Below are 21,141 nucleotides of genomic sequence, written 5' to 3'. Positions count from 1 at the left end.
TCAAGACTTTCCTCTGGCCGCAGCTGATCCCTCTTTGTTTATGTTTTCAAGAGCTTGGTCTACATCTATACTCCCAATAAGCGCCTGTCTGATATTCTGCCAGATAACGTCTTCAACAAATGGATAGTTCTTGTGTTTAGGCGGTAACAAAGCAAATTTGCTAGTTTCTTCTAATAATGACCATCTCCTGCTTTGTAAGGTACCGGGTTCGCATTCACTCTCAGCATCTTCAAGAGAATCCTGCCTCGCAGGCAAAGTCCCAAATCTAGCCTCAAAAGCCTGCGACTCTCGAGATGTTAGAAAACGCAAGAGCTCGACGGCAGCTGCTCTATCCTTTACTGTAATAGGTATGGCAAAGGTATGGCTGCTAGAATACACCTTGCGTCCAGCTACGCCTTGAGGATACATGGATAGGTCATACTTGCCTACTATCTTGCTCAGTTTGGGATCTTCGTAAGTATAAAAGCCACCAGGCCAGTCGGTACTCATCGCCGCTCGTCCCTCTCGAAAGCACTGGGCTACTTCGTCGTAATGCCAGTCTGGAGTTTGTGGTGGAGCAGCTCGTGTGTAAAGATTCTTCAGCAAAGTGATCGCCCATTTGGAAGCATCAGTAGCAGCGTCCGGTTCTGGTAGTTCAGGATTAGGGAAAAGATTACCTCCAGCCATCGCAGTCAACTCGAAAAAGTGGCCGAACAACCCAGATTCCTTCCCAGGGAAGACAAAGCCATAGAAATCATCCTTTCTAAGCGCTACTGCAAGCTCGTACAACTCTTCCCATGTTCTAGGAGGGGTACTTATTATGTCCGATCTGTAGTGTAGTAACTTGACATCAAGATTTCTGGGTATGCCATAAAGCTCCCCATTAATTCGTGCTAACTCGAGGGTCATTGGGTTGAACTTAGAGAGTTCATCTATAGACCATACATCATCCACTGGAGTAAGCCACTGCATCTGACTTGGAGCGTATTTAGTGTGGGTAGATATCAGATCATAATCTGCAGTACCCTCACTGAACTCCTTAGCGATCGTCCTGTTAAGCTCTGGATGGATAAGGGTGGCTACTACCTCTACTTTGATGTTGTGAGCCTCTTCGAACTCCTTAAGGCGTGTGTAAAGAGGATCATACATGGGCCCACCCACAAACAAGGCTCTCAAGGTCTGCATTTTCCCCTCCCTAACTTATCTCTAGATATATTCCCGCTAATTGGATTATCTTATTGATTGTCCGGTTTCTGGTCAAATTCTAAAACGGAGGCAATGCGTTGGAGAATCAGCAGACACTCCCCCTAAGGCCGTTGGGTAGCACAGGATTACAGGTTACACCAATATGCGTAGGATGTGCTGAGCTAGGCAACATGCCGGAGACTTTTGCCTATTCTGTAGAAGAAGAAATAGCCCTACAAACCATTAGAGAAGCATTCAAAAGCCCAATAAATTTCATGGATACGGCTGCAGCCTATGGAGACGGTGAGAGCGAACGACGTATAGGAATCGTTATAAAAGAGATGGGTGGACTTCCACCAAACTACGTACTGGCAACCAAGGCAGATCGTAACCTACAGACAGGAGACTTTAGTGGAGAGCAGATCAAGAAATCTATAGAGAGAAGCCTAAACTTATTGGGACTGGACAGACTCCAGCTCGTATACCTGCACGATCCTGAGCACTCTACGTTCGAATACATAACGTCAAAAGGCGGAGCTGTTGATACCCTAGTAGCTTATAAAGATCAAGGCGTCATTGAACATATAGGTATAGCTGGCGGACCTATCGACATGATGATACGTTACGTAGAACTAGATGTGTTTGAAGCTGTAATAACTCACAACAGATATACTTTGATCAACAGAAGTGCTGAACCATTGATAGACCTTGCCTATAAGAAGGGGTTGGCAGTTGTAAACGCCGCTCCCTATGGCAGCGGTATACTTGCCAAAGGGCCAGATGCCTATCCTAGATACGCCTACCAGGAAGCCACTGACAAGATATTGAATAGAGTAAGAGTTATAGATGAAGTTTGTAAGAGGTATGACGTACCAATAGCTGCTGTGGCTCTTCACTTCTCCCTAAGAGATCCAAGAATAACATCTACCATCGTTGGCATGAGCAAGCCCGAAAGAATCAGGCAAACTATAGATCTGGTAAACACTCATGTGCCTGCAGAGGTCTGGGAAGAACTTGAATCTCTGGAGTATGATACGGAGGATCCTGAGGCAAATAGATGGAAGTAATCTCATACAGGGTACCTAAAATTTGTAAATCAAATATCGAGAAAGGTGGAATATGATGAACAATCGGATATCCTGCCATCTCATCACTTGGGGCAATGACCTGCTAAAGGGCATGAAGGAGGCCTCAGAGTTGGGGTTTCAAGCATGCGAGACCTTCACACACCAGGCGCTGGAATATGAAAATAGGGTCGAGGAATTCAGGGAGCTGTTAGCATCATACGACCTGGAGCTCTCTGCCCTATATGGGGGAGGCAGATTCAGCGATCCATCCAAAGAAGAAGATGTTATTGCGTATAACACTCGAGTAGCTCAGTTTCTCTCAAAGCTGGGAGTCGACCGTATTGTGTTTGGCCCGGGAGGCCCTAGGGAAGGCAAGACTAGCCCTGAAGGACTGAAGCAAATGGCAAAGACAATTAACGAAGCTGCCAAGAGAACGTACGACTTAGGGGTGCTTGCATGTGTGCACCCTCATTTAGGCACTGAGCTTCAGGACGAAGATGAGCTCGATGCCGTAATGGAGATGACAGACGATAGATACGTCTTCTTCTGTCCTGACACAGCTCACCTGACAGCCGCGGGTATGAATGCTGCAGAGATCATAAGAAGATACGGGAGCAGGATGAGATACATGCATCTTAAGGACCTGACACCAGAGAATCCTGACCCGAGCGTATTCACAGCTTTCTCTGGGACAGAGGCCTTGCCTATATTTTGTGAGCTAGGGCTTGGGAAGATCGATTTTGTCCCCATAATGCAGGCGCTGCAGGACGTAGGATACGACGGATGGCTCACTGTAGAGATCGACCAGTCGACCAGTACTCCCTACCAGAGTCTGAAGCAGTGTAGAGACTTCGTGCAAGATAAACTCGGAATATCTATAAGGTATAGGTGATCGATATGAGCTTCAAGATAGGCATAGTAGGTTGTGGCAGGATCGTAGAGGAGGGACACGCACCAGCACTAAGTAAGATGAGGCATATTGCTGAAGTGATAGCTCTGGCGGATCCTAGCCCGGAGAGACGAACAACCATAGAACGCACCCTCAACTATAAAGTAGGCGGGCAGTACGAATCTTGGAAAGATTTATTGGAGAACACGCCAAATCTGGATGCGGTACTTATAGCCCTCCCGCATCACCTCCATGAACCGGCTATCACAGATGCAGCTAAATTTGGTGTGAATGTGATATCTGAGAAACCCTTGGCTGCTACGCTGGAAGAGGTTGATCGCATAGGAGCAGTCATAAAGGAACATAACGTAAAGTTGGCAATTATCCATAATTACACCTACAGTCGCCCCATGAGGTATGCGCTGAGGGCAATTCAGGAAGGCCGTGTAGGAGAGGTTTTTCTTGTGAGGAGCGAGGGCCTTGCTGGCAGTCACTACAAGGGCAAGGACCCTTCTAACCCCGACTGGAGAACGCAGTCCACAAGAGGTGGTGGTGGCGTCCTCCTGGACAATGGCTACCATAACATGTACGTGGCAGAAGCAGAAGCTCAGAGCCCGGTAATAAAGGTCTACGCAAGAGTTGGGCGTTATGTACGAGAGCAAGATGTGGACGATCTTGCTGTAGTGGTGCTCACACATGAGAACGGGGCTACTACCATAGTTGAAGTGGCCTGGGCGGTCAATGGAGGTGGAGCATTTGTCCATGAAGTACATGGAAAGCTTGGCAGTATAAGATTCAAGATCGAAGCACCATTTGTCGAGATATATGAAAACAAGATAGGGCAATGGCTTCCTCTAAGCTATGATGACGATAACTTCCAAGAGGGCTTCCTAGGAGTACTTCAAGATATCTTCGAAGCATGGGCACGAGGCGTTGATGCTCCCACAAACCTAGCCAAGGCAAGGCATAATCTAGCTATCCTTAGGGCTGCATACCTATCTGCTCAACAGGGAACTGTTGTAGATCTCAAAAACGTAGAGAGTTAGAACTTCTTAGGATGGCTGGGAGATTTGACATTTATCTCCCAGCCATCTTGGGCATATAGCAAGATTCGCCTCTATCAAACTATTAAAGTTTATCATAAATCGATTTATAATATCCCCACGATTGTGTCGCATCTCGTAAGGTTTGCCATAATTAGCAGATAAGATATACAAAATTTATGTTAGATGATAAAATAACGGCCAAAATCAGCTACAGCTTGATGCCTGGGACTATTAGAAGATGAAAGGGGAGCTATGTTCAAGGGAGCAGGAAAGAGCCTGAGAGTAGCTATTTATCTTACAGCGTTCTCAATATTCTGTTTCGTTTTATCTGGATGTAGTGTTCCGGGAGTCGCGCAAGTACCACCTACTCCGACCCCGCTACCTCCACAGCCAGAGGTCGAGAAACCAATCTACACCGTCAAGCGAGGAGATATAGTCGAGCTTCTTAGGCTTACTGGCAGGGTCTCAGCAGTAAACGAGAAGGATCTACAGTTTACGAAGTCGGGCAACGTACTGAAAGTCAACGTTGAAGTAGGAGACAAAGTACGTAAGGGACAGCTACTTGCGGAGCTAGACCAGTCGGACCTTGTAAAGCAACTGGAGCAAGCACAGCTTGAGTTGGATCAAGCAAACCTAGCACTACAACAGTATCAAAATCAACACCAGACGGACGTAGCTCTGGCCGAGCTAGACCTACAAGAGGCACAACTTAAGCTGGACGCAGCTACAAATGAGCTAGACAGAAAACTTGCTGAGATAGCCGTAAAGAGAGCACAAATCAAGCTAGATCAGATAAAGAAAGCTACCAACGAGGAGCTTCAAAAGCAGGTAGCTCAGGCCAGGTTAAACTACGAAAGGATAAAAGACCAAATAGATGCCGGAAGGATCTATGCTCCCTTCAACGGTGTTGTCGAGATCGTGAATATAAAGCCAGGAGATCCCGTGCAGCCATTTCAGTCAGTCATGACCATAATGGACCCTGGGGAGAAGGAGATACGAGTAGACAACACTACTAGCGCTGAGCTCTCTCAGCTTAGTCCCCACCAGAAGGTACAGATAAGGTTTCTACGCTATTCTGACAAAGTAGTAAGTGGTGAAATCAGAATGCTACCCACAGGTGATCAGGGCAGTGGTGGAGCAATACGTATAAGCTACGACCCAGATGGACTAGACGTAGATATCGGCGACATAGCAAATATCACCGTCATATTACAGCAGAAACGCAACGTACTGTGGCTTCCTCCACAGGCTATTAGGACATTCCAAGGTAGGCAGTTTGTGGTAGTGCAAGAAGGAGACCGTCAACGGAGAGTAGATGTGGAGCTAGGTATACAAAGCCAGGATAAAGTTGAGATAACAAGTGGTCTGAAGGAAGGCCAAAAAGTGGTGGGACAGTAGAGCTAACCCAAGAGGAGAGGGGTGTCTGTGTACTGGCTGCTTAACTTACTAGGTATCGTCAAGATAGCCTTCCTGAGACAAAAAAGTTATCTCGGGCTTGTGCTTGCTCTGCTTGCAGGTTTCGTAGTTGCCATCACCTTAGTGGTAAGCATCCCTCTATATGCTGATGCGGTAGGTTACAGAATCCTGCGCACAGAGCTTCTGGAAGAACAGGAAGGTAACCTAAGACCCCCGTTCTCCTACATGTTCATGGCTGTAGCTTCAAACGAGCAAAGAGTGCCACTATCTGGATTTAGAAGCGCCGATGAGTACTTTACTAAGTATGGAGCCCGAGATTTGGGCTTGCCACCGCTGGTTTATGTAAGATACGTTACCACCGATAAGATACGCCTACTTGCCCCTGAAGGTACAGCCTATAAAGAGGAAAAGGGCGAAGAGCAACTTGAGTGGGTAAGCGTGGGCTTTGCCAGCGGCCTGGAAAAGAAAGTTAGGATCGTAGAGGGAAGATGGCCCAAGATTGCAAGTAACGATAGCAATAGCCCAGTAGAGGTTCTAGTACATGAAGGTTTGGCTGATAAGCTAGGCCTGCATGTTGGCGAGAACTACATAGTAATGGAAAAAGGTGTTGGGGATAATTTGCTTAGGCTGCCCATAAAGATATCTGGTATCTGGGAGCCTATAGACCCTTCTGACTCATATTGGTTTATTCGTCCTCAGTCACTGCAGGACGTGCTCATGGTCCCAGAGCAAACCTTCTCACAGAGGATACTTCGCACCCATCCAAACGATGGTATATACATGGCATTGTGGTACTACGTACTAGATGGAACCTCAGTTCGTAGTAGACATGCCCAGGAGTTAATTGGCCGTATGCAAGGGGTAGAGCGTCACGCTGCGACCCTTCTGCCCGCAGTTGAACTTAGGGTATCCCCGGAAGATGCTCTTACTGAGCAACATACGCAAGTAAGGTTCCTTACTTTAAGTCTAATAGTATTCAGCATACCGATACTTGGGCTTATAGCCTATTTCATCATAATGATCACCAGTATGGCGGTACAGAGACAGCAAAATGAGATCGCAGTACTACGTAGTAGGGGTATATCGAGGTCGGGCATATTAGGTATTTTCTTGTTGGAAAGCTTAGGGCTTGGAATACTGGCACTAGTTCTTGGAATTGGCCTTGGGCAGTACACAGCACTGGCAATGGGATGGACCAGATCTTTTCTCGACTTCATACCTAGGTATGATTTCCCTGTGGAGCTATCCCCAGAGAGCATAAGGGCTGGTACTTGGGTCATGGTATTGACACTAATAGCCAGCGTGGTTCCTGCAGTAGGTGCAGCGGGCCATACTATAATCTCGTACAAGAGAGAGCGCGCTAGGTCACTTGGAGCCCCGTTTTGGCAGAAAATATATTTAGATATTCTGTTGCTCATACCCGCCTGGTATGGCTATCAACAGCTCAAGCAGAGGGGCACCATCTCCTTCCTAGGAGAAGGACTACCTTCTGACGATCCATTCAAGAATCCATTACTTATACTCACTCCCGTGCTCTGGCTTCTAGCATTAGGCCTCCTTAGCATGCGTATTCTACCGATTGTGTTGGGGTTCATCGCCCAGCTTATCGGAAGGTTAAAGGGTATCTCCAGTGTTATGGCCCTTAGGTACCTGACACGCACCCCTAGGGCGTATTCCGGACCTGTCATGCTTATAGTTCTGACTCTTAGCCTAGCTACTTTCACCGCCTCTATGGCTAAGACCCTAGATCGACATACTTACGATCGCGTCTACTACGATATAGGCGCCGATATGAGATTGGCAGATCTGGGGCAGAGCACTGAACCATCTACAGCAGGACCTGGGAGCGGCTCATCACAACAACAGGCTGAACAGCAAGACGAAAGCACTCCCAAATGGCTATTTCTGCCAGTGACCGAGTATCTGAAAGTACCTGGGGTCGAGAATGCCATGAGGGTAACCAGAAGCGATACGGAGGCAGTCGTTGGCAACTCACGTCAGCGTGGCACATTACTAGGTATAGATAGAATGGAATTCCCCAAGATTGCCTATTGGAGAGATGACTATGCCACTTATCCTCTGGGATATCTAATGAATGCTTTGGGCACGTTCGAGGACGGATTATTGGTCAGCCGAGACTTCATGCGAGAGCAAGGACTAAGCATAGGATCTAAGATCACACTTAACCTTTGGGATGTAGACGAGTCTAAGCCAGTCCCATTTACCATAGTGGGTGAGCTAAATTACTTCCCAACGCTTTATCCTGAGGATGGGCCCTTCTTTGTAGGAAACATTGACTACATATTTCAAAGAGAAGGAGGAGAATTTCCTTACGAAGTATGGTTGAAGGTAAAGCCGGGTACTACCAAAGAACAGATCGAGCTATCCACAACCAAACTTGGGTTCCGAAGCATAGTAACGGATGTGGCTCAGCCTGAGATAGAATCAGATCAAGGGAGGCCGGAACGTCAGGGTTTGTACGGATTGTTATCGGTGGGATTCCTTGCCTCAGCAATACTTACAGGGCTTGGCTTTCTTTTCTACTCGATAGTCTCCTTCAGGAGAAGGTTTGTAGAGTTGGGTACCCTCAGAGCTATAGGGCTATCGACTGGTCAGATGGCCGCGATGCTAGCTTGTGAGCAGCTCATTATCATAGGACTTAGTGTAGTTATAGGAACTGTCCTGGGAGTGCTTGTCAGTGATATGTTCATACCGTTCTTACAGGTAAGTACTGGGGAACATCCACAAACTCCGCCGTTTCTGGTGCTTATAGCTTGGGACAGGCTAATGCTTATCTATCTTATATTTGCCGTGCTGCTTGGCCTAGCATTGGTCATACTGGCGATGCTGCTACTTAGAATGAAGATCTTCCAGGCAGTGAAGCTAGGGGAATCAGTATGAGTGAGCCAATTATAATATGCGAAAACTTGGTCAAGATCTATAAGCTAGCACAGGTTGAGGTCCTAGCCCTACAAGGATTAGATCTAACTGTCGAGCGAGGCGAGGTCATGGCACTTGTCGGACCCTCTGGTTCAGGGAAGACCTCCCTTATGAATGTTATTGGCGGACTCGACAGACCTACCGCTGGTCGGGTAGTAGTAGCTGGGCAGGAGCTGCTGAAGCTTAGCGATAGACAGCTAAATCACTATAGAAGACATGTGGTAGGATTCGTATGGCAGCAGGTGGCTAGAAACTTAGTGCCTTATTTGAACGCAGAACAAAACGTGGAGTTGCCCATGCTGATGGCAGGCATCAAGCCAGCGGAGAGAAAGTCCTGGGCTAACGAACTCCTCGAGGTAGTGGGACTTGGAAATCGCAAGAAGCATAAGCTGGCACAGCTGTCCGGAGGAGAACAGCAAAGGGTAGCGATAGCGGTTGCTCTAGCCAACAAACCCCAACTGCTATTGGCCGACGAGCCCACAGGAGAACTGGACTCGGCTACAGCCAAGACCATATTTGATATCTTCCATAAATTGAATGAAATGTATGGGACAACGGTCGTAATAGTATCACACGACCCTCAGATCTCACGCCATGTATCTCGTACTGTAGCAATAAGAGATGGCAAAACCAGTACCGAGACTCTAAGACAAGTAGTCGAAACAGAGAAAGAGGATGAGGCTAAGGAAGAACAGCACCATTTCATAGAGTACACCGTCTTAGACCCCGCAGGGAGATTGCAAGTACCGGAGGAGTATAGAGAGCTATATCGTATCGGAAGAAGAGTGATACTTGAGACTCTACCAGACGGTATAGTTATCCGGCCCGTGCCAGGAGAAGAGGTTACTAAGGTTCAGCCTCTGGTAGATGAGGATGAACCACCACCTAAGAAGCAGAACTTAGCATCACGTATAAGGAAATTCCTTCCGCTGGGAAGTAAAGGAGAGAGTGAACAGAAATGAGGCCCGAATCGAGTTCCCAGATACGCCCTGATAGCTGGTTAGTGGACAAGGATGGGTTTAGACAGCATGTCATACAGGTTGTAGACGTAGTTCGGAAATATAAGGTAGGCAGCGAAGAGGTGCAAGCTCTCAGGGGAGTAAATTTGACTGTGTCTGAAGGACAATTTGTGGCTCTAATGGGACGTTCGGGCTCAGGAAAAACAACTTTGCTCAACATCATAGGAGGGCTAGATAGACCTACCACTGGAGAGGTATTTATATCAGGAAAATCCCTTAGCAACCTCTCCGAAGGCGAGCTAACTAAGTTGAGGCGTAGCCAATTTGGTTTTGTATTTCAGTCATTTGCGCTTATACCGATACTATCCGCTGCTGAGAATGTAGAACTTCCCCTTAGGATAGCCGGCAAGTATAGTCTTAGAGAGCGTAAGCAGCGAGTGATGGAAGCCCTATCTCTAGTAGGGCTAGCCAAGTGGGCTGAGCACAGGCCATATGAGATGTCCGGAGGCCAGCAGCAAAGAGTTGCTATAGCTAGGGCCTTAGTCACGAGGCCCAAGATACTGATTGCTGATGAGCCAACGGGAGAATTGGACAGTAAGACTGGGCAGATGGTCCTAAACCTCCTCAGAAAGGTTGTGGACGAATCGAAAGTAACGTTAGTGATGGCAACTCACGACCCAGCAGTAGAAGAGTATGCTGATGTACTCTATAGAATGCAAGACGGACAGATAATAGATACCCTCATAAAGACTATGTGAGTACCCCATCGATAGGTTATTATTACTATTGCCTATTCACGGCCAGGACAACATAGAACTCATAGGAGACCATACAGTGACACAAGAGTTTTTTAGTCACGGCATGAGCGTTGAAGTCCTCCAGATCCATAATCCTCTTGCAGAAGATGAGGACGATCTGATAGTCCAAGGCTACGTAGTTGACCACAACGAGATAGGGCTCCTACTGGATGGAGTCGAGGGCGAAGATGGAGGCCAGATCTTCATTCCGTGGTCTAACATAGCTCAGGTCATAACAATAGAGTTCGAAGAAGAATCCGGAGAAGAGGAGATTCTTCCCTAATAACCCGGCTCTTTGGCCTGTACGATAAATGTGCCCGTCATTATCTGAGGGTGAACATCGCACCTGAAGAAGTAGTTCCCAGGTTTGCTTGGAGCCTTAAATCGATATGTCGTGCTGCTAGGGCCATTGATTATCTTTCCCACAAATATTTTTTCCTTAGCAGTTTTGTCCGTGTAAAAAGCCATGTTGTGAGGAACGGAATCTTCGTTTTTGAACTTAATAACAACCAATTGTCCAGGTTGCACAGTTATAGTCTTCACATCAAATGCAAGTCCCTTCGCAGTAACAGTAAGGGAGTACTCACTACCCGATGGAGGCGTGCTGGTGACTGGACTCGGAGATGTCTCCGTGACAGTTGGAGCAGTACTTGGGCTAATTGATGGCACAGGAGTTGGGCTAGCTATGTGTTCCTCTGTGGGAATAGGCGTAGGCATGGAAATAGTAGTAGGGACAATCGAAGGTAATCCTTGAGATATAGGCAAGGTAGGGGTAGCCTCACTAGATGCTCCACAGCTAATAAGAGCTAACGACAAGAGCGCTATCTTTAGTAGTCTCTTCTTCATGAAATCGGACCTCGTATCTACTTCTATACTATTTCCAATATTTACTACGAGGTCTGAAGTCTTTTTGGTTCTAAGCTCACTTCTTCTTGGATAGATTCAATCAGTCTTAGGATAGCCTCATGATGACTTCCCTTCCAATAGATCTTCCCGCAACCACGGCATCTCCTGAATTCGTCGTAGTAAAGTACGGTCTTTGGCAGCAGAAGATGTATGATCTTGTGCTTAGGGACGTCTATCAGTAGATCATTACAGTGCGCACACCTACCGAAAGGATTGATCTTATCAAGCAGCTTGAACTGCTTTATCACCTCTACGATCTGCCTCTTTGGTTCGGTTTCCCTTACATAATAACCTCTGAAAACTATTTTTCTTTTCAAGAGCCCGATATCCCTTGTAAGAAGTATTCTGCCATCAGCCTTTGAGGCAAAAGCCAGATCCAGATCTGAAGAGTCAGGGTCATAGATAGTATCGAACCCTAGCATTCTAAGATAACCAGCCAATTTGCCCAGGTGAGCATCTAGAACAAATTTTGGATTTGGATCCGGGTCAGGCTTGAGATGGTACTCCAAAGATAAAGATCTGAATTCCGGATATACACTTATCCTGTCACCACATCTTGGGATGTAGGAAAAATCTATGATGTCTCCATTAGCAACCAGCATGTCAACTTCAGTATGGGGTACACCTAAAGACTCTACAAGGTCTTTGATCGAAGTCCTCCTGTTGAGATCTATCAGCCATTCTTGTTGTCTCTTGTCAGCAGGGAGAAAATCGTTTAGCTCCGCGTAGAATCTAAGAGTAACTTGACAAGGATTATTGTTATCTAGCGCATCAGGAAAGTTGCTCATTAGAGCATCTGATTAGGCAGCTGCTAAGCCACCCCCATTAGGATACGCACATGATGGTTATAGAGATTTGCATAGTGACCACCCCGTGCCAGCAACTCTTCATGAGTACCATCCTCAACTATTCGACCTCTCTCAAGTACTATTATTCTATCAGCGTTCCTGATCGTCGTGAGCCTATGAGCTATGATAATACTTGTTCGATTCTTGAGAATTCTCTGCAAAGCATCTTGGATTAGTGCTTCGGTAGCAGTATCTATGCTCGAGGTAGCCTCGTCTAGTACTAAAACGCCCTTAGGGCTGAGTGCTATAGCCCTAGCAAGTGACAGAAGCTGCCTTTGACCTATAGAAAGATTCTCTCCACCTGGCTCGACCAGGGTATCGTACTTCTCAGGAAGCTGTTCTATAAACTCTGCAGCATTAGCTTGTTCCGCAGCTCTTCGAACCTCCTCAAAGGATATCGAAGAATCATATAGCCGTATATTATCTGTAATCGTGCCTGCTATACATATAGGATCTTGAGGCACAACCGTGATGGCATGCCTAAGTTCATCAAGTTTGAGTGTCCTTATATCTTTGCCATCTAGCAGGATCTGTCCCTTCTGGGGATCATAGAATCTTGCGAGTAGGGAAACCAATGAGCTCTTGCCAGCACCAGTTGGACCCACAACTGCTACACTCTGTCCAGGCTTGATATGGAGGTTTATGCCCTTAAGTACAGGCTCCTTTGGGTTATAGCCAAAATAGACATCCCTGAATTCTATTTCTCCTCTTACCTCACCTAGAGGCACAGGCTTTTGAGGATCCTTAATCGAGGGCTCAACGGACAGGAGTCTAGCTACCCTTTCAGCCGCAGCTAGGGCTATCTGTACGTTGTTGTATTGCTCCGATAGTCTCAGGACAGGTTGGAACGCGCGCTCCGTGTACTGTACGAATGCCACGAGAACACCCAGCGATGCCCAGCCTGCTAGCACACCCTTACCACCCCAGTAGAGCAACGATGCTAAGGCCACAGCAGTTATTATTTCCTGGACTGATAGAAACTGAGCGCTCTCCTTACGCTGCCAGAGCAAAGCTCTCCTGTACCTAGCATTGAGGTCCTGATAGCCCTCCATGCTTCTCTTCTCGTTGCGAAACAGCTGAACGAGCAACATTCCCTGAATCTGCTCGTTCAGGTATCCGCTGACCATAGAGTTTAGGCTGCGCTCAACATCCGATGTGCGTCTTATACGTCGCCTGAAGAAGACCGTGATTACTGCTAAGAAAGGTAATATTGCCAATGCGAGTAGCGCTAACCGCCAATTCACCAAGAACATGGCCACTACCACAGTGACCAAAGTAACACTATCTATAAGAATCATCACGACACTAGTTGAGAGCAGGGAGTTGAGAGCATCAACATCACCAGTAATCCGCTGTACTAGCTCTCCAACACTGTGCCTGTTGAAGAAATCCATATTCTGCTTGAGCATATGGTCCAACATTCGCTTTCTGAGATCAGCCAAAGCCTTCTGGCCACTGCTCTGCAATAAATATGTTTGCCCAAACTGGAAGCCAAAGCTCACCAGAACTGTGATGGCATATAGTATAGCCAGAGGCAAAAGGTCGCTTGTATCTCCAGTTCTTATTGGGCCATCTATTACCAATTGAAGTAGGTAAGGAGGAACAGCTGCAAGTACTGCTACTCCACCAAGCATAAGCAGAGCAACTAATATAAGCCGCCAGTAAGGAGCCATAGTGGTTATGATCAGCCATAGCAGAGCAGTATCCTGTGATAACTGGCGTACACTTACCCTTTCTCTTTCCTGCACATAAGTCTTGCTGCTCATCTAGCGGTCTTTACCTCTCTCTTGGCATCTTCTATCTGTACATCCGCACCGGAAACAGCGTCATCCAATCTGTTACTTCTCTCTCTATGTTGATTGGCATACATGTTAGCGTAGAGCCCACCCAACTCCACCAGATCCTCGTGCGTACCCTGTTCTACTATCCTGCCGTTATCCAACACCAAGATCACATCGGCATGTCTTACAGCCAGGAGGTTTTGAGTGACTATAAACGTAGTACGTCTATAACCGTTCGTAAGATCCTTTCGTGTTAGACCTTGTATTATTTGAGTAGCAGTATGCGCATCTACACTTGCAAAAGCGTCGTCCAAGAGCAATATCTTAGGCTTTCTAACTAAAGCTCTAGCTATAGATGTTCTCTGTCTTTGGCCACCCGAAAGGCTACTGCCACCTTCGCTTACCATGGTATCTAGACCATTAGGAAACTGAGGCATGTCGTTGACTAATCTAGAAGTGTTAACTGCGTATTCCAAATCCTCTTCCGAGACCTTCTCAAGTCCAATGGTTATATTCTCTCGGATGGTCATCTCAAACAAAAACGTCTGCTGGGGTACAAGAGTTATAGCTCTTCGCAAGGAGTCTAGCTTGATCGTCCGAACATCTCTATCATCTATAAGCACACACCCAGAATCTGGATCCTGCACTCGTGCTATCAGAGAAAGCAAAGTTGACTTGCCAGAGCCAGTAGGTCCGACTATACCAACTGTACTACCAGCTGGGACCTCAAAATTCACATCCTTCAGCACCCATCTACCACCTGCTCGTACACCAACATCCCTCATAGCAACGCCGCCTTTTATGTCGACTTCTGTGGCCTCTGGCAAATCTTTTATGTGCGGCTCATGCCTGAGCACCTCAGCAACCCTTGCGGTTGCTGCAGCACCCTGCTGTAGGCGTTCGTAAGCAGAGCTCATCTGGATAGCAGCATTGCTGAGAAGGTTTAGGTACACCACAAACTGCACGAGCTCTCCTAGAGTTAGGAGGTTTCTTATTACCATAAAGCCTCCTACTCCTAGGACCACCGCTGCACTCAGTCGCACTACCAGGCCAGGCAGCGGGCTGAAAAGCCCGCTTCTAAGTGCGAACATGGTGTAGCTTCTAGCATAAGCTCTGTTTACATCCTCGAAAGCTTCGACTACTTCCCTCAGCTGAGAATAAGCCTTGAACATTCTTACAGCCCCCAAGTGTTCCTGCACGAACGCCGACAACCTTCCAACATCGTGCTGTACCCTGTCAAAAGATCTCTCCAGGAAGGGGCCATTAAATATTTGAACCATCATTATAAGCGCTAGAGATATGAACACCAGGGCAGCTAATGGTAGGCTGGAGCTAGCCATCAAGACCACGCCTACAAACAACAACACCAGGGAATGGAGCATCATCTGGAAGCCTGCACTAAAGAACCTCCATATGTAGATGAAATCCATGGTTCCCCTGGATAATAGATCGCCACGCCCAAAGAAAGCATAGTTCTTTTGGTCCAAAACTAGTAGTTTCTGAAAGAACTCCTGACCCAGCTCATAGGTAACTGTAGCTGCCATATTACCTGTGAGCATACGCAAGAGGTATCTGAAGACAGCAACTGTCACAGATAGTGCGAGCAAGCCAATTGCGTAAAAGATGATAACGTCCAGCCTAACGCCCTTCTTGAGCTCATCCACCGCATGCCCTAAGACAAAAGGGCTAAATGCGCTGGCTGTTCCTCCCACAGCTGCTAGGAAGAGACATCCTATGATCCAATGACGACGGCGTGCTATATAAGGCCACAGAAAGGTTATGCTTGATCCTCTCATCTCTCCTGCTCACTACAACGAGAAAGAAGAGAGCACCCCGAACGCCAGTTTCTCGCTGCAAATTTTTCCAAAAATTATTGTTTATTTCCAAATTATTCGGGGTCTACAAACATTCTAACATAGATGACAACCCACAAGGGTAAATATGTTGGAACTTATACTTTTTATCTATTGATTACATGGTGAGAGGTGTGCTCATGGTGGTCAATACCACTATGGCCACAGGGATCAGCATGCACGTTTACAACCTCGAGTCTGGGGATATCGTGGAATAATTTATGTCTAACATCTTCAAGTATCTTATGACTAGCGTAAGTTGGGAGATCTTCGTCAACGGTAACATGCATCTCAGCCTGTAAATTATGCCCAAGCCACCTTACTCGTATATCGTGAACATCCTGTACACCTTCGACGCTCCCTACCAAGCGCTCTATAGCATCCAAAATCGAAGGATCTACGGCATCCATAAGTCTCCACCACATCTTGAAACCTACATCTCTCAGTATGAAGATTATGAAGAACGTAATAAGCAAGCCTACTATGGGATCAAGCAGAGGAAAACCCAATATCACTCCCAAAGATCCGAGAAGCACAGCAAATGATGTAAGGCCATCCGCTTGCGCATGTTTGCCATCAGCTATCAGTGCCTCCGAACCTAGCTTCTTACCAGCACTGATTCTGATCCAAGCTGCTAATTCGTTCCCACAGAAGCCGACGAGCGCGGCGAGAGCTACTAGCAATGGATATCTTACTTCATGCGGATGGAAGAGCTTGAGTATGCTTTCGTAAGCTGCCATAAGCGCACTTGCAGCAATAATAAGCACTATAAATACCCCAGCTACATCCTCGATCCTACTATAGCCATAGGTATAGCTTCTGTTGGACGGGCGCCGACTAAGAGATAAAGCTAGCCACAGTGGAAGAGATGTTAGAGCGTCAGAGAAGTTATGTATAGTATCCGATAGTAGGGCAACGCTCCCAGATGGTAGATAAATAGCCAGCTGTAGTACAGAGGTTAGCAGAAGAACTAGTAGTGAGATTTTTAGAGCTTTTATACCTTCTTGGGAGGATATCACTTCAATGTCGAAGTTTTCAGACTCATCTCCGTGGGTATGCAGATGCAGCAATTCTGCTAGCCTATGAAAGAGACCTGAGTACTCGTGGGAGTGATCTCCACCCTTGGTGCTCATATCTATACTCCAACAGCTTACAGGAAGTATATACCCCTAGATAGGATCAGATAATACAAAAATTGTGCCAAGGGATTTATATCTTCCTGAGAGCTGTGTAGGCTGCTTCTATAGTTCTATCTAGATCTTCGCGAGTATGAGCAGTAGATAAGAACCAAGCCTCAAATTGGCTAGGCGGTAGATAGATGCCTTGCGCCAGCATATTTGAATGAAACTTAGCAAACATAGTGGTATCGCTTCGCTTGGCGTCTTGATAGTTAGAGACTGGATAGGCGGAGAAGAAAACAGTTAGCATGGAGCCCGCTCTGTTGATAGTAACCCCTACACCAGCCTCCTTCGCAGCTTCTTGGAGCCCTTTTTCTAGATATGATCCCATATAGTCTAGGCGTTCATACACACCTTCATCCTGCTGTAGTATATGAATGGTCTTATAACCTGCCGCCATTGCTACAGGGTTGCCAGATAAAGTACCGGCCTGATAAACAGGACCATTAGGGGCTAACATGTTCATGATCTCCGCAGTCCCACCGTAGGCACCCACTGGGAGCCCTCCACCTATTATCTTCCCCAGAGTTGTTATGTCGGGTTTTATATCAAATAACTGCTGTGCTCCACCTAGCGATAGCCTGAAACCAGTGATAACTTCGTCAAATATAAGGAGTGCGCCGTATTTAGATGTCAGCTCGCGCAATTTCGCAAGGAAATCCTGATCAGGCAGCACGACTCCCATATTACCTGCAACGGGTTCCACTATAACCGCGGCTATCTCATGGCCTCTTTCTTGGAAAAAGGTAGTGACATGGTCGATGTCGTTGTAAGGCAAAGAGACTGTGAGGGAAGCTATCTGATTGGGCACTCCAAGGCTATCTGGTTGCCCTAGAGTCGTGGCGCCTGAGCCAGCTGCAACGAGAAAGAAATCTGCATGTCCATGATAGCAACCATCAAACTTTACTACTAGATCTCGTGAGGTTACAGCTCTTGCCAAGCGTACCGCGCTCATAGTAGCTTCGGTTCCAGAATTGACGAATCTTACTACGTCTACGCTCGGGACAAGACTAGTAACCATCTCAGCAAGCTGCAGCTCATATTGATTAGGTGCTCCAAAACTCGTACCTTTATCCACAGCTTCGTGAATAAGCTTCGATACCTCAGGGTGGGCGTGACCAAGGATCATAGGCCCCCAGGATCCAACGAAATCTATATATTCCTTGCCATCTACATCAAATAAACGAGAGCCGTACGCCCTGTCTATAAATACAGGATCCCCTCCCACAGCTTTAAAAGCCCTGACCGGACTGCTGACTCCACCGGGCATCACCTTCTGAGCACGTTGGAACAATTTGGAGGAGTTATTTGCCAGGATTTTCATGGTTTACCCCCCACATATCTGCGAAGAGCCTCCTTAAATCCTCGTCCTCTACCTGCTTTATCCATATTGTGGGATCGTGAAGTATTGCATTGACGATGGACTTGCTCATCGCGTCTATTACGTATCTTTGTTCATCAGTAAGGTTCTTTAGCATTCCGAAGGTTTTCTCTAGCCTATCTTTACGGATCTGCTCTGCCTTGCCACGCACATCCCGGATTAGAGGAACAACTAGCCTCTCGTGCTGCCACTTGAAGAACTCTTCAACCCAATACTGCAGCTCCTCATGCGCCAGACGTGCTGCCATCTTCCTGGCATGCCTGTTTCTATTACATATCTCCTGTATATCATCCATATCATACAAGCTAATAGAAGGCAGGCTACGCACTTGGGGGTCTACATTTCTAGGCATAGCAATATCTATTACTAACATTTGTTGACCTTGTTTGTGGTTGATTGCCTGCTCCAGATGGGTGGTAAGTACTATAGGTTTGGGGGAAAGGGAGCAGGTAATCAGTACATCAGCAGAAGCTAGAGCAAGATCCATGTCTTCTATCGGTATAGCTTCCCCGCCTATATCTTCAGCTAAGAATTTAGCTCTTTCGTAGGTTCTATTGATGATAGTTATCTTCTTGACACCGGCCGATCTAAGGTTTCTAGCAGCTAACCTTCCCATCTCTCCGGCGCCAAGCACCACTACACACAGATCCTGCAAGCTGTCAAAGCGAGACCTGGTCAGCTCCACCGCAGCGTGCGCAACCGATGTAGCTCCCCTTCCTATGGGCACTTTCGTTCTTACATCTTTGCCTGCCTGCAAGGCGTATCTAAACAGAGTGTTCAGTACAGGGCCAGTGGTATCCAGTGAAGCTGCCTTTTCCCAAGCCTGTCTGACTTGCCCTAATATCTGGGACTCCCCCAGCACTACTGAATCAAGGCCAGCAGCTACGGACATAAGGTGGTAGACGGCGTCGCGATCAGCTTTCATGTATGAATGAGATGTTATTTGCTCCTCAGGAGCCTTTACCAAGGAGGCTATGCAGGAAGCTACGTATTTATGGTCAGGAGACGAATCACTGATGTATATCTCTAATCTGTTGCAGGTCGAGAGGACCACAGCCTCTTCAAACCTTTGATTGAGCTTGGTAAGTAGAGTCGCGATATCAGGATCAGACAAATATAGCCTCTCCCTGATATCTGCATTAGCCGTAGTATGGTTGATTCCTATTAGAAATATACCGCTCAACTTCGTATTACTGACCAGCAGTCACTAAGGAAACATAAATCTATCCTAGCAATTATACCTTGAGAGGATATTGAATCTAACTAAAAGGCTTGCCTGGCTAAACCACGCTCGGCAGATTCCCTGATAGCGCGTATATTCTCCTCTATAGAACCTTGCCCAAATATAGCAGATCCAGCTACCAGCACTCTGGCACCGGATGCAGCCACCGGCTCAGCTGTATTCGGATCTATACCACCGTCAACCTCAAGTTCTATATCATAGCGCCTATCGTCGATCATCATACGGAGCCTCTTTAGCTTCTGCAAAGAGGTCGGGATGAAATGTTGCCCGCCAAAGCCTGGATTGACGCTCATAACAAGTATTAGATTTACGAAAGGCAAGATCTCGTCAAGCATAAATGGAGGTGTCGAAGGGTTAATAGCTACGCCTGCTTTAGCACCCAAATCCCTGATCCTCATGACCGTCCTATGAAGGTGTACGACCGCTTCATAATGAACAGTGATGATGTCCGCCCCCGCACTGACGAAATCAGGGATGTATCTATCGGGATCTTCTATCATAAGGTGCACATCCAAAGGCAGAGACGTGCTGCGCTTTACTGCCTCGGCTATGTACGGACCCATAGATATATTTGGCACGAAATGACCATCCATAACATCGTAGTGGATGTAATCAGCACCTGCCGCTTCAGCTTCCTGTACCTGCTCTCCAAGCCTCGTAAAATCGGCCGAAAGTATAGAAGGGGCTATCTTGAGCTTTCCCTGTTTCACGTGAAACATACTCTGAAGTCTACTCCTTACAACAAATTACTCTCTATATCTTAGCGAAAGGTTTCACGTGAAACGTGAAATTAGGCGCCAGCTAGGGCAACCTCAACAAGCTCCGCTATCTGCGACGGTGTTTCAGCTATATGAGCGTTGGCACCTTCAAGAGCTCGGATCTTGCTCTCTGCTGTACCACTGCCACCACTTATGATCGCTCCCGCGTGTCCCATTCTGCGTCCGGGAGGTGCGGTACGTCCAGCTATAAAGGCAACCACGGGCTTAGTCATTTGCCTTATATATTCTGCGGCTTCCTCTTCAGCATTCCCACCGATCTCCCCAATGAGTACCACAGCGTGCGTCTCAGGATCATCTTCAAACATCTCTAGCACTTCACGAAAGCTCGTGCCCACAATAGGGTCCCCACCTATGCCCACGACCGTACTCTGTCCTATACCAGCCGCGGTAAGCGCAGCCACCGCTTCGTAAGTTAGTGTGCCAGAGCGGGATACTATACCTACTGGTCCACGCTTGTGTATATTGCCTGGAATTATCCCTACCTTAGCCTCATTTGGGGTAGTCAACCCTGGACAATTAGGGCCTATCAATCTACTACCCTTCTCTCTGACATAATGGTACATCTTTATCTCATCAACAGCCGGTATATGCTCAGTTATGCAAACTATGAGGGATATTCCAGCCGAAGCAGCCTCGTACACCGCATCAGGGGCAAAAGGTGCAGGAACGTAGACTATAGAGGTATTAGCGCCCGTGGCCTCCACAGCTTCTCTAACGGTGTTATAGACAGGAACACCACAAACCTCTCTCCCTGCTGCTCCTGGTGTCACGCCAGCCACCACGTTAGTTCCATACTCAACCATCTGCTGAGTATGAAAGGAGCCCTCCCTACCGGTTATCCCCTGTACAAGAAGCCTCGTATTCTTGTCCACCAGTATGCTCACGCCACATCCC

The 21,141-nt window shown here is 47.1% G+C and carries 18 protein-coding genes; 8 read left to right on the top strand and 10 right to left on the bottom strand.

Annotated features, from left to right (window positions below):
* The gene (locus tag N2245_RS06055; protein ID WP_494535829.1) at positions 1-1,164 is read right to left on the bottom strand and encodes an extracellular solute-binding protein; all 1,164 of its coding nucleotides are present in this window, start codon (positions 1,162-1,164) and stop codon (positions 1-3) included.
* Between the two features lie 98 nt (positions 1,165-1,262).
* Here N2245_RS06055 and N2245_RS06050 point away from each other — a divergent pair, with 98 nt between their 5' ends.
* The 8 genes from N2245_RS06050 to N2245_RS06015 all read left to right on the top strand — a co-directional run bounded on the left by N2245_RS06050 (position 1,263) and on the right by N2245_RS06015 (position 10,561).
* Positions 1,263-2,231, top strand: a complete 969-nt coding sequence (locus N2245_RS06050; RefSeq protein ID WP_494535828.1) for an aldo/keto reductase — start codon at positions 1,263-1,265, stop codon at positions 2,229-2,231.
* Positions 2,232-2,286: 55 nt separating this feature from the next.
* Positions 2,287-3,123, top strand: a complete 837-nt coding sequence (locus tag N2245_RS06045) for a sugar phosphate isomerase/epimerase family protein (RefSeq protein ID WP_494535827.1) — start codon at positions 2,287-2,289, stop codon at positions 3,121-3,123.
* A gap of 5 nt (positions 3,124-3,128) precedes the next feature.
* Positions 3,129-4,166, top strand: coding sequence for a Gfo/Idh/MocA family protein (locus N2245_RS06040; protein WP_494535826.1), 1,038 nt, complete (start codon positions 3,129-3,131; stop codon positions 4,164-4,166).
* A 252-nt stretch (positions 4,167-4,418) separates the two neighbouring features.
* Positions 4,419-5,564, top strand: a complete 1,146-nt coding sequence (locus N2245_RS06035; protein ID WP_494535825.1) for an efflux RND transporter periplasmic adaptor subunit — start codon at positions 4,419-4,421, stop codon at positions 5,562-5,564.
* 27 nt (positions 5,565-5,591) lie between these two features.
* Positions 5,592-8,483: an ABC transporter permease gene (locus N2245_RS06030; RefSeq protein ID WP_494535824.1), complete on the top strand. Its 2,892-nt coding sequence runs from the start codon at positions 5,592-5,594 to the stop codon at positions 8,481-8,483.
* A complete protein-coding gene (locus tag N2245_RS06025; protein ID WP_494535823.1) occupies positions 8,480-9,484 on the top strand; it encodes an ABC transporter ATP-binding protein in 1,005 nt (334 codons plus the stop codon). Before N2245_RS06030 ends, N2245_RS06025 begins: the two co-directional genes overlap by 4 nt.
* Complete coding sequence (locus N2245_RS06020) at positions 9,481-10,239, top strand: ABC transporter ATP-binding protein (RefSeq protein ID WP_494535822.1); 759 nt, start codon at positions 9,481-9,483, stop codon at positions 10,237-10,239. The genes N2245_RS06025 and N2245_RS06020 overlap by 4 nt, the downstream gene beginning before the upstream one ends.
* 76 nt (positions 10,240-10,315) lie before the next feature.
* The gene (locus N2245_RS06015) at positions 10,316-10,561 is read left to right on the top strand and encodes a hypothetical protein (RefSeq protein ID WP_012874236.1); all 246 of its coding nucleotides are present in this window, start codon (positions 10,316-10,318) and stop codon (positions 10,559-10,561) included.
* On the opposite strand, the gene N2245_RS06010 is transcribed toward N2245_RS06015, so the two are convergent.
* From N2245_RS06010 to sucD, 9 genes are all read right to left on the bottom strand, one after another.
* Complete coding sequence (locus N2245_RS06010; protein WP_494535821.1) at positions 10,558-11,124, bottom strand: cupredoxin domain-containing protein; 567 nt, start codon at positions 11,122-11,124, stop codon at positions 10,558-10,560. The genes N2245_RS06015 and N2245_RS06010 overlap by 4 nt on opposite strands.
* Positions 11,125-11,168: 44 nt before the next feature.
* Positions 11,169-11,972 (bottom strand): Mut7-C RNAse domain-containing protein, encoded by an 804-nt coding sequence (locus tag N2245_RS06005; RefSeq protein WP_494535820.1) that lies wholly within the window; start codon positions 11,970-11,972, stop codon positions 11,169-11,171.
* A gap of 23 nt (positions 11,973-11,995) precedes the next feature.
* Positions 11,996-13,798: an ABC transporter ATP-binding protein gene (locus N2245_RS06000; protein WP_494535819.1), complete on the bottom strand. Its 1,803-nt coding sequence runs from the start codon at positions 13,796-13,798 to the stop codon at positions 11,996-11,998.
* Complete coding sequence (locus N2245_RS05995; protein ID WP_494535818.1) at positions 13,795-15,609, bottom strand: ABC transporter ATP-binding protein; 1,815 nt, start codon at positions 15,607-15,609, stop codon at positions 13,795-13,797. The genes N2245_RS06000 and N2245_RS05995 overlap by 4 nt, the downstream gene beginning before the upstream one ends.
* A 164-nt stretch (positions 15,610-15,773) precedes the next feature.
* The gene (locus tag N2245_RS05990) at positions 15,774-16,799 is read right to left on the bottom strand and encodes a cation diffusion facilitator family transporter (RefSeq protein ID WP_494535817.1); all 1,026 of its coding nucleotides are present in this window, start codon (positions 16,797-16,799) and stop codon (positions 15,774-15,776) included.
* A gap of 76 nt (positions 16,800-16,875) precedes the next feature.
* The gene (gene hemL / locus N2245_RS05985) at positions 16,876-18,168 is read right to left on the bottom strand and encodes a glutamate-1-semialdehyde 2,1-aminomutase (protein ID WP_494535816.1); all 1,293 of its coding nucleotides are present in this window, start codon (positions 18,166-18,168) and stop codon (positions 16,876-16,878) included.
* The gene (gene hemA / locus N2245_RS05980; RefSeq protein ID WP_494535815.1) at positions 18,149-19,408 is read right to left on the bottom strand and encodes a glutamyl-tRNA reductase; all 1,260 of its coding nucleotides are present in this window, start codon (positions 19,406-19,408) and stop codon (positions 18,149-18,151) included. Before hemA ends, hemL begins: the two co-directional genes overlap by 20 nt.
* Before the next feature lie 80 nt (positions 19,409-19,488).
* Positions 19,489-20,187 carry a ribulose-phosphate 3-epimerase gene (gene rpe / locus N2245_RS05975; protein ID WP_012874244.1) on the bottom strand — a complete coding sequence of 233 codons (699 nt, stop codon included), beginning with the start codon at positions 20,185-20,187 and terminating at the stop codon, positions 19,489-19,491.
* Between the two features lie 71 nt (positions 20,188-20,258).
* Positions 20,259-21,131, bottom strand: a complete 873-nt coding sequence (gene sucD / locus N2245_RS05970) for a succinate--CoA ligase subunit alpha (protein ID WP_494535814.1) — start codon at positions 21,129-21,131, stop codon at positions 20,259-20,261.
* Between the last annotated feature and the right edge of the window lie 10 nt (positions 21,132-21,141).

This window comes from Thermobaculum sp. T2p (assembly GCF_059335935.1).
This window is presented reverse-complemented; position numbering and strand designations above follow the sequence as displayed.